Genomic DNA, 14,344 nt, shown 5'->3' on the forward strand with positions numbered 1-14,344 from the left:
AAGCGACTTCAAGTACCACTCTAAGGAGAAGCTCGAATGCAGCTTAAAGACGGCTGGCTGGTGGGGGTAAAACATCTGCCATCCCCGCATTTTGACGGCCGACCGGAAGAGGAAAACCCCTCGTTGCTGGTGGTGCACAATATCAGTTTGCCGCCGGGTGAATTTGGTGGCCCCTGGATTGATGCCCTGTTCGCCGGCACGCTTGACCCGCAGGCGCACCCTTATTTTGCCGGCATCTCCCATCTGCGCGTGTCCGCGCACTGTCTTATTCGCCGTGATGGCGAAATTGTTCAATACGTCCCTTTTGATAAGCGAGCCTGGCATGCGGGTGTTTCCAGCTATCAGGGGCGTGAAAAGTGCAACGACTTCTCCATTGGTATTGAGCTGGAAGGCACCGATTCGCTGCCTTATACCGAGGCGCAGTATCAGCAACTAACGGCTTTAGCTAAGTTACTGATTCAGCACTATCCTGATATAGAGAAACATATGACGGGCCACAGCGATATTGCCCCGGGGCGTAAGACCGATCCCGGCCCGGCGTTTGAGTGGCCGCGTTTTTTAGGGGCGATTAAAGAGACTACAGACAAGGAGAGCGCATGACTCTGTTTACCCTGTTGCTGGTGCTGATGAGCGAGCGGCTGTTCAAGATAGGCGAGCACTGGCAGTTGGATCATCGTCTCGAAGTCTTGTTTGGCCGGGTTAAGCATTTCTCCCTGCTGCGAACGCTGCTGATGACAGCGCTGTTTATGGGGCTGGTCTTCCTGATAGAGCGTGCGCTACACGGGCTGCTGTTTAATCTTCCCCTTCTGGTCTTCTGGATTGCGTTGGGCGTGCTCTGCATCGGCGCGGGGCAGGTGCGGTTGCATTACCATGCTTACCTCAAAGCTGCCAGCCGGGACGACGAACACGCCCGCGATGAGATGGCAAGCGAGTTAACGCTGATCCATGGTGTGCCGCCTGAATGCAGCGAGAGAGAGTATCTGCGCGAGCTGCAAAATGCGCTGCTGTGGATTAACTTCCGCTTCTATTTAGCGCCCTTGTTCTGGTTTGTGGTTGGAGGAGTGTGGGGGCCGGTTACGCTGGCGGGTTATGCATTCCTGCGCGCCTGGCAGACCTGGCTCGCTCGCCACCATACGCCGCACGAGCGTTTGCTGTCGGGTATTGATGCCGTTCTGCACGTTCTTGACTGGATCCCGGTTCGCCTGGTCGGCGTGGCCTATGCGTTGCTGGGGCATGGAGAAAAAGCGCTTCCGGCCTGGTTTGCCTCGCTTGCCGACAGGCATACGTCCCAGTATCAGGTGTTGACGCAACTGGCGCAGTATTCTCTGGCGCGGGAACCGCATCAGGACAAGATGAAAACGCCGAAGGCTGCGGTTTCAATGGCGAAGAAGGTTTCTCTGGTGATTGTTGCTGTGGTGGCTTTGCTGACTATTTACGGCACGCTGGTTTAGTCTCAATCGATTTAAAGCAAAACGCCCCGCAATATACGGGGCGTTTTAGTTATCAGGCTTTAACGGTTTTCAGGTTCTTCTGCTTAAGGAAGTAGCCCACGCCCAGAATCACAATCCATACCGGGATCAGATAAACCGAAATGGCCATGCCCGGCGTCATCAGCATGATGACCAGCACCGCGACCATAAACAGCAGGCAGACCCAGTTACCCAGCGGGTAGAACAGCGCCGGGAAGCGGGTTTTCACGCCCTGCAATTGCTTCGCGCGGCGGAACTTGATGTGCGCCAGGCTGATCATCGCCCAGTTGATCACCAGGGCGGACACTACCAGCGCCATCAGCAGGCCAAAGGCCGATTCCGGTGCCAGATAGTTAATCAGCACGCAGAGAGCGGTAAAGCCCGCAGAGACCAGAATGGTGTTTACCGGCACGCCGCGCTTATCGACATTTTTCAGCATTTTCGGGGCGTTGCCCTGCTGTGCCAGGCCGAACAGCATACGGCTGTTGCAGTATACGCAGCTGTTGTAAACCGACAGCGCTGCGGTCAGCACCACCACGTTAAGCGCGTTGGCCACGAAGGTATCACCCAGCTCGTGGAAGATCAGCACAAACGGGCTGGTGTCGGCGGTGACGCGCGTCCACGGCAGCAGGGACAGCAGGATCGCGAGCGAGCCCACGTAGAAGATAAGGATGCGGTAGATAACCTGGTTAGTGGCTTTTGGAATGCTCACTTCCGGGTTGTCGGCTTCGGCGGCGGTAATGCCGACCAGCTCAAGCCCGCCGAAGGAGAACATGATAATCGCCATCATCATCACCAGCCCCATGACGCCGTGCGGCATAAAGCCACCCTGATCCCAGAGGTTGCTGACGGATGCCTGCGGGCCGCCGTTGCCGCTGAACAGCAGCCAGCCGCCGAATATAATCATGGCGATAACGGCCACGACTTTAATAATGGCAAACCAGAACTCCATCTCGCCGAACACTTTCACGTTGGTCAGGTTGATGGCGTTGATAATCACGAAGAAGGCCGCCGCCGTTGCCCAGGTTGGGATCTCCGGCCACCAGAACTGAATATACTTCCCGACCGCCGTAAGCTCTGCCATGGCAACCAGGACGTACAGCACCCAGTAGTTCCAGCCTGAAGCAAAGCCCGCGAAGCCGCCCCAGTATTTATAGGCAAAATGGCTGAATGACCCGGCAACCGGCTCCTCAACGACCATTTCTCCCAGCTGGCGCATAATTAAAAAAGCGATAAACCCGGCGATGGCGTAGCCGAGAATAATTGCCGGACCCGCGGACTGGATGACGGATGCGCTGCCCAGAAACAGGCCCGTCCCGATAGCTCCACCCAGCGCAATCAGCTGAATATGGCGGTTTTTAAGGCCGCGTTTCAGCGTGTCGCCTTGCTGTTGACCTTCCATCATGTAACCTCATTGTGGTTAATGTCTGCGCTACACTGGCGCATTTGTAATTGTGTTGTTCCGTAAGGTGTAGTCTTTTTTTTACGGTTGTTAAATATTGAATTTGCGGATAGGGCTACCGCATCGCAAAGAATAGTGGTAAGCGCTCGCGTTTGCACCTGCTTTCTGCCACTGCTCTGACGAGTTGAATAAAAAGAAACCATTTGTAAAAAAGGGGGAAGGAAAAAGTGGGATTGTGCAGCCTTTGTCCAGGCAGTTTTACTGCATGAATATGTCATTTTTTAGGCGATGTTTTCGGTTGCGATTGAAAAATATATCGTTTCATAAACGTTAACATTGCCACTTAGGGAGTAAACGGAGCTTGTGCGCCAGGTTACAGGTTTGAAAAGCCATTCCTTTAGTGTTGTTAAAATGTGCCTGCTTTCATGATTTCAATCAAAACCAATATGGACAGAAGGTGAATACTTTGTTACTTTTAGCCTCACGAACGTGAAATTGGTCTTACCAATTGACTCCGGGTTAATGGCAGGGATAGGGAACGATGGCCTACAACAAAATCCGCCAACCAAAATTATCCGATGTGATTGAGCAACAGCTGGAGTTTCTCATCCTTGAGGGGACCCTGCGCCCCGGCGAAAAACTTCCACCTGAACGCGAACTGGCGAAACAATTTGATGTTTCCCGTCCTTCACTACGCGAGGCCATTCAGCGTCTCGAAGCGAAGGGTTTGCTGCTCCGTCGTCAGGGCGGTGGCACTTTTGTCCAGAACAGCCTCTGGCAGAGCCTGAGCGACCCGCTGGTCGAGCTTCTCTCGGACCATCCCGAATCCCAGTTTGATCTGCTCGAAACCCGTCATGCCCTTGAAGGAATTGCTGCGTACTATGCGGCGCTACGCGGGACAGATGAAGATCTTAAACGCATTGGCGACTGCCATATAGCGATTCAGCAGGCTCAGGAGTCGGGCGATTTAGACGCCGAAGCCGATGCCGTCATGCAGTATCAAATTGCGGTAACCGAAGCGGCCCATAATGTGGTGCTTCTGCATTTACTGCGCTGCATGGAGCCGATGCTCGAACAAAACGTTCGCCAGAATTTTGAATTGCTCTACGCGCGCCGCGAGATGTTGGCGCAAGTGAGCAGCCATCGCGCCAGCATTTTTGCGGCGATTATGGCTCGCCAGCCGGAGCAGGCGCGAGAAGCGTCGCATCGTCACCTGGCGTTTATTGAGGAAATATTGCTGGACCGCAGCCGTGAGCAGAGTCGTCGCGAACGCTCTCTCCGTCTTCTTCAGCAACGTAAGGATTAAGCGCCCAACTTTAGAGCGCGGCAACTAAACGCAGAACCTGTCTTATTGTGTTTTTTACCAAGAGCACAATGGGACAGGTTCCAGATAATCAACGTATTAGACAGATAAGGAATACCCCCATGTCAGAACGTTTCCCAAATGACGTGGATCCGATTGAAACTCGCGACTGGTTACAGGCGATCGAATCGGTTATCCGTGAAGAAGGTGTTGAGCGCGCTCAGTATCTGATTGATCAGTTACTGGCCGAAGCCGGCAAAGGCGGCGTGAAAGTAGCTGCTTCCGCAGGTGCTCGCAACTATGTAAACACCATTGCCGTTGAAGATGAGCCGGAATACCCGGGCAATCTGGACCTGGAGCGCCGCATTCGTTCTGCTATCCGCTGGAACGCAATCATGACCGTTCTGCGCGCATCCAAGAAAGACCTGGAGCTGGGTGGCCACATGGCTTCCTTCCAGTCTTCCGCAACTGTTTATGAAGTGTGCTTTAACCACTTCTTCCGTGCAGCTAACGAGAAAGACGGCGGCGATCTGGTGTACTTCCAGGGCCACATCTCTCCGGGCATCTATGCGCGTGCATTCCTGGAAGGGCGTCTGACCGAAGAGCAGATGAACAACTTCCGTCAGGAAGTGCATGGTAAAGGTCTGTCTTCTTACCCGCACCCGAAACTGATGCCAGAATTCTGGCAGTTCCCGACCGTTTCTATGGGTCTGGGCCCAATCGGCGCTATCTACCAGGCTAAATTCCTGAAATATCTGGAACACCGCGGCCTGAAAGACACCTCCGAGCAAACCGTTTACGCCTTCCTGGGCGACGGCGAGATGGATGAGCCAGAATCTAAAGGTGCGATCACTATCGCAACCCGTGAGAAACTGGACAACCTGTGCTTCATCATCAACTGTAACCTGCAGCGTCTGGATGGTCCGGTCACCGGTAACGGTAAGATCATCAACGAACTGGAAGGCATCTTCAGCGGTGCTGGCTGGAACGTTATCAAAGTGATGTGGGGCGGTCGTTGGGATGAGCTGCTGCGTAAAGACACCAGCGGTAAGCTTATCCAGCTGATGAACGAAACCGTTGACGGCGACTACCAGACCTTCAAATCCAAAGACGGCGCCTACGTGCGTGAGCACTTCTTCGGTAAATATCCTGAAACCGCCGCACTGGTTGCAGACTGGACTGATGAGCAGATCTGGGCGCTGAACCGTGGTGGTCACGATCCGAAGAAAGTTTACGCTGCACTGAAAAAAGCGCAGGACACCAAAGGTAAAGCGACCGTTATCCTGGCCCACACCATCAAAGGTTACGGCATGGGCGATACCGCAGAAGGTAAAAACATCGCTCACCAGGTGAAGAAAATGAACATGGACGGCGTGCGTTATATCCGCGACCGTTTCAACGTTCCGGTGACCGATGAGCAGGTAGAAAGCCTGTCTTACATCACCTTCCCTGAAGGTTCTGAAGAGCACAAGTACCTGCACGAACGCCGTCAGGCGCTGAAAGGCTACCTGCCCGCTCGTCAGCCAAACTTCTCCGAGAAACTGGCACTGCCTGCGCTGGAAGACTTCTCTCAGCTGCTGGAAGAGCAGAACAAAGAGATCTCCACCACCATCGCCTTCGTTCGTGCCCTGAACGTGATGCTGAAGAACCCGTCTATCAAAGACCGTCTGGTTCCAATCATCGCCGATGAAGCTCGTACCTTTGGTATGGAAGGTCTGTTCCGTCAGATCGGTATTTACAGCCCGAACGGCCAGCAGTACACCCCGCAGGACCGTGAGCAGGTTGCTTACTATAAAGAAGACGAGAAAGGTCAGATCCTGCAGGAAGGTATCAACGAACTGGGTGCTGGCGCGTCCTGGCTGGCTGCTGCGACTTCATACAGCACCAACAACCTGCCGATGATCCCGTTCTACATCTACTACTCCATGTTCGGTTTCCAGCGTATCGGTGACCTGTGCTGGCAGGCTGGCGACCAACAGGCTCGCGGCTTCCTGGTCGGTGGTACTTCCGGTCGTACAACGCTGAACGGTGAAGGTCTGCAGCACGAAGATGGTCACAGCCACATTCAGTCTCTGACTATCCCTAACTGTATCTCTTACGATCCTTCTTACGCGTACGAAGTGGCTGTCATCATGCACGACGGTCTGACTCGTATGTACGGTGAAGCACAAGAGAACATTTACTACTACATCACCACCCTGAACGAAAACTACCACATGCCGGCTATGCCAGCAGGTGCCGAGGAAGGTATCCGTAAAGGTATCTACAAACTCGAAACCGTTGCGGGTAGCAAAGGTAAAGTTCAGCTGCTGGGCTCCGGTTCTATCCTGCGTCACGTACGTGAAGCAGCACAGATTCTGGCTAACGACTACGGCGTGGGCTCTGACGTGTACAGCGTAACTTCCTTCACTGAACTGGCTCGTGATGGCCAGGATTGTGAGCGCTGGAACATGCTGCACCCAATGGAAACTCCGCGCGTTCCGTACATCGCTCAGGTGATGAACGACGCTCCAGCGGTAGCTTCTACTGACTATATGAAACTGTTCGCCGAGCAGGTCCGTACTTACGTACCAGCTGATGATTATCGCGTACTGGGTACCGACGGCTTCGGTCGTTCTGACAGCCGCGAAAATCTGCGTCACCACTTCGAAGTTGATGCTTCTTATGTGGTTGTAGCGGCCCTGGGCGAACTGGCTAAACGTGGCGAAATCGATAAGAAAGTGGTTGCGGAAGCCATCACTAAATTCAACATCGATGCAGATAAAGTTAACCCGCGTCTGGCGTAAGAGGTAAAGAGACAATGGCTATCGAAATCAAAGTACCAGACATCGGCGCTGATGAAGTAGAAATCACCGAGATTCTGGTCAAAGTTGGCGACAAAGTTGAAGCTGAACAGTCGCTGATCGTCGTAGAAGGCGACAAAGCCTCTATGGAAGTTCCGTCTCCTCAGGCTGGCGTCGTAAAAGAGATTAAAGTCTCCGTCGGCGACAAAACCGAGACCGGCAAACTGATCATGATTTTCGATTCCGCCGAAGGTGCAGCAGCCGCTGCACCTGCTAAGGCAGAAGAGAAGAAAGAAGCCGCTCCGGCTGCAGCACCTGCTGCCGCGGCTGCAAAAGAAGTTAACGTGCCGGACATCGGCGGTGACGAAGTAGAAGTTACCGAGATCATGGTTAAAGTTGGCGACACCGTTGCCGCTGAGCAGTCTCTGCTGACCGTAGAAGGCGACAAAGCCTCTATGGAAGTCCCTGCTCCGTTCGCGGGCGTGGTTAAAGAGATCAAAATCAGCACCGGCGACAAAGTGTCCACCGGCTCCCTGATCATGGTGTTCGAAGTGGCGGGTGCTGCACCTGCTGCGGCCCCGGCACAGGCTGCTGCTCCTGCCGCCGCCGCGCCAGCTGCTTCCGGCTCTAAAGAAGTAAACGTACCGGACATCGGCGGTGACGAAGTTGAAGTCACTGAAGTGATGGTGAAAGTGGGCGATAAAGTTGCCGCTGAACAGTCACTGATCACCGTAGAAGGCGACAAAGCTTCTATGGAAGTCCCTGCGCCATTCGCCGGTACTGTTAAAGAAATCAAAATCAGCACCGGCGACAAAGTGTCTACCGGCTCCCTGATCATGGTATTCGAAGTGGAAGGCGCTGCGCCTGCCGCGGCTCCGGCTGCTGCACCAGCTCCAGCCGCTGCGGCTCCTGCACCGGCTGCCAAAGCTGCTGCACCTGCTGCACCTGCTGCTAAAGCGGAAGGCAAATCTGAATTCGCTGAAAACGACGCTTACGTCCACGCTACTCCGCTGATCCGCCGTCTGGCTCGCGAGTTCGGCGTAAACCTGGCGAAAGTGAAAGGCACCGGCCGTAAAGGTCGCATCCTGCGCGAAGACGTTCAGACCTACGTGAAAGACGCTGTTAAGCGCGCTGAAGCGGCTCCGGCTGCTACCGGCGGCGGTCTGCCGGGCATGCTGCCATGGCCGAAAGTAGACTTCAGCAAGTTCGGCGAAATCGAAGAAGTGGAAATGGGCCGTATCCAGAAAATCTCTGGTGCTAACCTGAGCCGTAACTGGGTGATGATCCCGCACGTTACCCACTTCGACAAAACCGATATCACCGATCTGGAAGCGTTCCGTAAGCAGCAGAATGACGAAGCCGCTAAGCGTAAGCTGGACGTGAAGTTCACCCCTGTGGTGTTCATCATGAAAGCCGTTGCTGCCGCGCTTGAGCAGATGCCACGCTTCAACAGCTCCCTGTCCGAAGATGGCCAGAAGCTGACGCTGAAGAAATACATCAACGTGGGTGTTGCGGTTGATACTCCGAACGGCCTGGTCGTTCCGGTATTCAAAGATGTGAACAAGAAGAGCATCACCGAACTGTCCCGCGAACTGATGGCTATCTCCAAAAAAGCTCGCGACGGCAAGCTGACCGCTGGCGAAATGCAGGGCGGCTGCTTCACCATCTCCAGCCTGGGCGGTATCGGGACGACTCACTTCGCGCCAATCGTTAATGCGCCTGAAGTGGCTATCCTCGGTGTGTCCAAGTCGGCAATCGAGCCGGTCTGGAACGGTAAAGAGTTCACGCCGCGTCTGATGATGCCAATGTCTCTTTCCTTCGACCACCGCGTAATCGACGGCGCTGATGGTGCTCGCTTTATCACCATCATCAACAATATGCTGTCCGATATTCGCCGCCTGGTGATGTAATTGAAAAGCCGGCCAATCGGCCGGCTTTTTTCTGATAATCTCATGTGGTTTGTGAGGTTATTGGCGAAAGCGACAATTCGTGAGCCGTTTGTTGTTTCAAAATTGTTAACAATTTTGTAAACTGCGGGCGGATAGAACGACCCGGTGGACGACGGGTATAAATTAAGAGGTCATGATGAGCACAGAAATCAAAACTCAGGTCGTAGTACTTGGGGCAGGCCCGGCAGGTTACTCCGCAGCATTCCGCGCGGCGGATTTAGGTCTGGAAACCGTCATCGTAGAGCGTTACAGCACCCTCGGCGGTGTTTGTCTGAACGTCGGCTGTATCCCTTCTAAAGCGCTGCTGCACGTTGCTAAAGTTATTGAAGAAGCAAAAGCACTGGCCGAGCACGGCATCGTTTTCGGTGAGCCGAAAACCGATATCGACAAAATTCGTACCTGGAAAGAGAAAGTTATCACTCAGCTGACTGGCGGTCTGGCCGGTATGGCAAAAGGCCGTAAGGTCAAAGTGGTAAACGGTCTGGGTAAATTCACCGGGGCTAACACCCTGGAAGTTGAAGGCGAGAACGGCAAAACCGTGATCAACTTCGACAACGCTATCATCGCGGCGGGTTCCCGTCCGATCGAGCTGCCGTTCATTCCTCATGAAGACCCGCGCGTGTGGGACTCCACCGATGCGCTGGAGCTGAAAACCGTACCGAAACGCCTGCTGGTTATGGGCGGCGGTATCATCGGTCTGGAAATGGGCACCGTATACCATGCGCTGGGTTCAGATATTGACGTGGTTGAAATGTTCGACCAGGTTATCCCGGCTGCTGACAAAGACATCGTTAAAGTCTTCACCAAACGCATCAGCAAGAAATTCAACCTGATGCTGGAAACCAAAGTGACCGCCGTTGAAGCAAAAGAAGACGGTATCTACGTTTCCATGGAAGGCAAAAAAGCGCCTGCTGAACCACAGCGTTACGACGCCGTGCTGGTGGCTATCGGCCGCGTGCCGAACGGTAAAAACCTCGATGCTGGCAAAGCTGGCGTGGAAGTTGATGACCGTGGCTTCATCCACGTTGACAAGCAGCTGCGCACCAACGTGCCGCACATCTTTGCTATCGGCGATATCGTCGGTCAGCCGATGCTGGCGCACAAAGGTGTTCATGAAGGCCACGTTGCCGCTGAAGTTATCGCCGGAATGAAGCATTACTTCGACCCGAAAGTTATCCCATCCATCGCTTATACCGAGCCGGAAGTTGCATGGGTTGGCCTGACCGAGAAAGAAGCGAAAGAGAAAGGCATCAGCTATGAAACCGCCACCTTCCCGTGGGCTGCTTCTGGCCGTGCTATCGCTTCCGACTGTGCGGACGGCGTGACCAAGCTTATCTTCGACAAAGAAACTCACCGCGTTATCGGTGGTGCGATTGTTGGCACCAACGGCGGCGAGCTGCTGGGTGAAATCGGCCTGGCTATCGAAATGGGCTGTGATGCGGAAGACATCGCGCTGACCATCCACGCTCACCCGACTCTGCACGAGTCCGTTGGCCTGGCTGCTGAAGTGTTCGAAGGTAGCATCACCGACCTGCCAAACCCGAAAGCGAAGAAAAAGTAACTTTCCGAGTTTGATAAAGCGGCCCTCCGGGGCCGTTTTTTTTTGCCTGAACGTCATATCAAAAAGTAATCTATTCCCCCTTAACGATTCAGCAAGGTTTTAATGTTGCTTTTTTGTAAACGGATTAACACCCCCTGAAAATCCTGCTATGCTGCCCGACGCGGTACCGGGCATTTACCCTACAAACTGCTGTCTCACAGGAGCGTGAAGAGAGAGAGATCCGGTAGCGCCAAATGACAATGAGAGCGAGGAGAACCGTCGTGCTAGAAGAATACCGTAAGCACGTAGCTGAACGTGCCGCAGAAGGGATTGTTCCGAAACCCTTAGATGCCACCCAAATGGCCGCACTGGTTGAGCTGCTGAAAACCCCACCAGCGGGTGAAGAAGAATTCCTGTTAGATCTGATTACTAACCGCGTACCGCCGGGCGTTGATGAAGCCGCCTACGTGAAAGCGGGTTTCCTTGCCGCGATTGCCAAAGGCGATGCCACCTCTCCGCTTATCTCCCCTGAAAAAGCCGTTGAACTGCTGGGCACCATGCAGGGTGGCTACAACATTCACCCGCTGATTGACGCGCTGGATAACGAAAAGCTGGCACCGATCGCCGCTAAAGCGCTGTCCCATACGCTGCTGATGTTTGACAACTTCTACGACGTGGAAGAGAAAGCAAAAGCCGGTAATCAGTACGCGCAGCAGGTTATCAAGTCGTGGGCCGAAGCCGAATGGTTCCTGTCACGTCCTAAGCTGGCGGAAAAAATCACCGTAACCGTATTTAAAGTCACCGGCGAAACCAATACCGATGACCTGTCTCCGGCGCCGGATGCCTGGTCACGCCCTGACATCCCTCTGCACGCCCTGGCGATGCTGAAAAACGCCCGCGAAGGCATTGAGCCGGATCAGGCCGGTGCCGTTGGCCCAATCAAACAGATTGAAGCCCTGAATAAAAAAGGGTTCCCGCTGGCCTATGTTGGCGACGTAGTGGGCACCGGCTCTTCCCGTAAGTCCGCCACCAACTCGGTGCTGTGGTTCATGGGCGACGACATCCCGAACGTGCCGAACAAACGCGGCGGCGGCGTGGTGCTGGGCGGTAAAATTGCGCCAATCTTCTTTAACACCATGGAAGATGCCGGTGCGCTGCCAATCGAAGTTGACGTAAATAACCTGAATATGGGCGATGTTATCGACATTTACCCGTACAAAGGCGAAGTGCGCAACCACGAGACTAACGCCGTTATTGCTAACTTCGAGCTGAAAACCGAAGTGCTGCTGGATGAAGTACGCGCCGGCGGCCGTATTCCGCTGATCATCGGCCGTGGCCTGACAACCAAGGCCCGCGAAGCGCTGAATCTGCCGCACAGCGAAGTCTTTGTTCAGGCGAAAGATGTGGCTGAAAGCAGCCGTGGCTACTCTCTGGCGCAGAAAATGGTTGGCCGCGCCTGCGGCGTAGAAGGTATTCGTCCGGGCGCCTACTGCGAGCCTAAGATGACCTCCGTTGGCTCTCAGGACACCACCGGCCCAATGACGCGTGATGAGCTGAAAGACCTGGCGTGCCTCGGCTTCTCCGCCGACCTGGTCATGCAGTCCTTCTGCCACACTGCGGCCTATCCGAAGCCGGTGGACGTGACCACGCACCACACGCTGCCTGACTTCATCATGAACCGCGGCGGCGTTTCGCTGCGTCCGGGCGATGGCGTCATTCACTCCTGGCTGAACCGTATGCTGCTGCCGGATACCGTTGGCACCGGCGGCGACTCCCATACCCGTTTCCCAATCGGCATTTCTTTCCCTGCGGGCTCTGGTCTGGTGGCCTTTGCCGCTGCGACCGGCGTTATGCCGCTGGATATGCCTGAGTCGGTGCTGGTTCGCTTCAAAGGCAAAATGCAGCCGGGCATTACCCTGCGTGATTTAGTTCACGCCATCCCGCTGTATGCGATTAAACAGGGTCTGCTGACCGTTGAGAAGAAAGGTAAGAAAAACATCTTCTCCGGCCGCATCCTGGAAATCGAAGGCCTGCCAACGCTGAAAGTAGAGCAGGCGTTTGAGTTGACCGATGCTTCCGCAGAGCGTTCCGCTGCGGGCTGTACCATCAAGCTGGATCGTGAGCCAATTGAAGAGTACCTGAACTCCAACATCGTGCTGCTGAAGTGGATGATTGCCGAAGGCTACGGCGACCGCCGCACGCTGGAGCGCCGTATCCAGGGCATGGAAAAATGGCTGGCCGATCCGCAACTGATGGAAGCGGATGCTGACGCAGAATATGCCGCGGTTATCGAAATCGATCTTCAGGACATCAAAGAGCCGATCCTTTGTGCGCCAAACGATCCGGACGATGCCCGCCTGCTGTCCGACGTTGCCGGTGAGAAGATCGATGAAGTGTTTATCGGCTCCTGCATGACCAACATCGGTCACTTCCGTGCTGCCGGTAAGCTGCTGGATAGCCACAAAGGCCAGCTGCCAACCCGCCTGTGGGTGGCTCCGCCAACCCGTATGGATGCGGCGCAGCTGACCGAAGAAGGTTATTACAGCGTGTTTGGTAAGAGCGGGGCGCGTATCGAAATCCCTGGGTGTTCCCTGTGTATGGGCAACCAGGCGCGCGTAGCCGATGGGGCAACGGTAGTTTCTACCTCAACCCGTAACTTCCCGAACCGTCTGGGCACCGGGGCGAACGTCTTCCTGGCGTCCGCGGAGCTGGCGGCGGTTGCTTCCCTGCTGGGCAAACTGCCGACGCCGGATGAATATCAAACCTTCATGGCTCAGGTTGATAAAACCGCGGTAGATACTTATCGCTACCTGAACTTTGACCAGCTCAGCCAGTACACCGAGAAAGCCGACGGCGTTATCTTCCAGACCGCCGTATAAACTGCAAAACCGTCTCTGAAGAGACGGTTTTTAGTGTTTGCCCCCTCTCCTGTGGGAGAGGGACGGGGTGAGGGCACCAGACCGCAGGGTCCCGCTCTCTCCTTTTTATTTCTCCTCCTTCTACTCTTCACGCTGTTTTCCCCCGACATTGCTGCGATAATTGAACCTATAAGCGTGGGTGAGGATTTCCCCCGCGATGTAGAGGAAACAATCATGGATTACGAATTTCTGCGGGATGTTACCGGGCTGGTTAAGGTACGCATGTCGATGGGCCACGAAGTCGTCGGCCACTGGTTTAACGAGGAAGTGAAAGGCGACCTGACGATACTCGATGAGGTCGAACAGGCTTTGCTTTCGGTCAAGGGCAGCGAGCGCCAGTGGCAGCGTGCGGGGCATGAATATACCCTGTGGCTGGACGAAGAAGAGGTGATTATTCGCGCCAATCAGCTGGAAATATCCGGTGATGAGATAGAAGAAGGCATGAGCTACTACGACGAAGAGAGCCTCTCTTTCTGCGGCGTGGAGGATTTTCTACAGGTGGCGAATGCCTACCGGGAATTTTTGCAGCAGCGCTGAGTAAAGTCGGCATTGACCGTGGCGGCACGGTCAATGTTCAGCAAAGCGAGGTACGGGCTACTTCACGTAGGCGAGGAGGCTGAGAGAGTCCCGCGCCAGTGATTTGCATTTTGTTGCGGTAGGGAGGGCAATTCCGCTCAGGTCTTTATAACTATCTTCGCCGAGCGCTTTCATGTTCCAGCTATCGTAATTGGTTAAATCCCATTGATTTTGCTGGGCAAAAAATACCAGAGCACGACGTATCTGGCCGTTAGGGAGATTCTGGTAGCCACAATCATTTTTCAGAAACACAAATACCGCAGTCAGATCGGCCATATCTTCTGCTTCAGACTCGCTTAGCGCCAGGCTGCTGGTAGAAAAAGCCAGCAATACGCCCAGTAATAACGCCCTAACTCCCATCTTCATCACGTCTACCACTTTTTCTCAGATACGAAACGTTAACA

Annotated in this window: 10 protein-coding genes; 8 read left to right on the forward strand and 2 right to left on the reverse strand. The window is 54.4% G+C overall.

From position 1 onward, the window contains the following. The first annotated feature begins 36 nt into the window (after positions 1–36). Both ampD and ampE read left to right on the forward strand, forming a co-directional pair. Entirely contained in the window at positions 37–600 is a 564-nt protein-coding gene (ampD, locus tag HMPREF0201_RS02650) for a 1,6-anhydro-N-acetylmuramyl-L-alanine amidase AmpD (RefSeq protein ID WP_016534914.1), read from the forward strand. Next, positions 597–1,451, forward strand: coding sequence for a beta-lactamase regulator AmpE (ampE, locus tag HMPREF0201_RS02655; protein ID WP_016534915.1), 855 nt, complete (start codon positions 597–599; stop codon positions 1,449–1,451). The genes ampD and ampE overlap by 4 nt, the downstream gene beginning before the upstream one ends. 52 nt (positions 1,452–1,503) lie before the next feature. On the opposite strand, the gene aroP is transcribed toward ampE, so the two are convergent. After that, on the reverse strand, positions 1,504–2,874 hold the full coding sequence (gene aroP / locus HMPREF0201_RS02660; RefSeq protein WP_016534916.1) for an aromatic amino acid transporter AroP: 1,371 nt from the start codon (positions 2,872–2,874) through the stop codon (positions 1,504–1,506). Positions 2,875–3,412: 538 nt separating this feature from the next. On the opposite strand from aroP, the gene pdhR reads away from it, so the two are divergent. The 6 genes from pdhR (at position 3,413) to yacL (ending at position 13,901) form a co-directional block, all read left to right on the forward strand. Then, positions 3,413–4,177 carry a pyruvate dehydrogenase complex transcriptional repressor PdhR gene (gene pdhR / locus HMPREF0201_RS02665; RefSeq protein WP_016534918.1) on the forward strand — a complete coding sequence of 255 codons (765 nt, stop codon included), beginning with the start codon at positions 3,413–3,415 and terminating at the stop codon, positions 4,175–4,177. A 119-nt stretch (positions 4,178–4,296) separates the two neighbouring features. Then, on the forward strand, positions 4,297–6,960 hold the full coding sequence (gene aceE, locus HMPREF0201_RS02670; protein WP_039897916.1) for a pyruvate dehydrogenase (acetyl-transferring), homodimeric type: 2,664 nt from the start codon (positions 4,297–4,299) through the stop codon (positions 6,958–6,960). 14 nt (positions 6,961–6,974) lie between these two features. Continuing rightward, entirely contained in the window at positions 6,975–8,867 is a 1,893-nt protein-coding gene (gene aceF, locus HMPREF0201_RS02675; protein ID WP_016534920.1) for a pyruvate dehydrogenase complex dihydrolipoyllysine-residue acetyltransferase, read from the forward strand. 175 nt (positions 8,868–9,042) lie between these two features. Beyond that, a complete protein-coding gene (lpdA, locus tag HMPREF0201_RS02680; protein ID WP_039897917.1) occupies positions 9,043–10,467 on the forward strand; it encodes a dihydrolipoyl dehydrogenase in 1,425 nt (474 codons plus the stop codon). Between the two features lie 260 nt (positions 10,468–10,727). Further along, positions 10,728–13,325 (forward strand): bifunctional aconitate hydratase 2/2-methylisocitrate dehydratase, encoded by a 2,598-nt coding sequence (acnB, locus tag HMPREF0201_RS02685; protein WP_115586300.1) that lies wholly within the window; start codon positions 10,728–10,730, stop codon positions 13,323–13,325. 213 nt (positions 13,326–13,538) lie between these two features. Then, entirely contained in the window at positions 13,539–13,901 is a 363-nt protein-coding gene (gene yacL / locus HMPREF0201_RS02690) for a protein YacL (RefSeq protein WP_039897918.1), read from the forward strand. 57 nt (positions 13,902–13,958) lie between these two features. On the opposite strand, the gene HMPREF0201_RS02695 is transcribed toward yacL, so the two are convergent. After that, a complete protein-coding gene (locus HMPREF0201_RS02695) occupies positions 13,959–14,306 on the reverse strand; it encodes a YacC family pilotin-like protein (protein ID WP_016534925.1) in 348 nt (115 codons plus the stop codon). Between the last annotated feature and the right edge of the window lie 38 nt (positions 14,307–14,344).

It is taken from the genome of Cedecea davisae DSM 4568 (assembly GCF_000412335.2).
Taxonomy (GTDB): domain Bacteria; phylum Pseudomonadota; class Gammaproteobacteria; order Enterobacterales; family Enterobacteriaceae; genus Cedecea; species Cedecea davisae.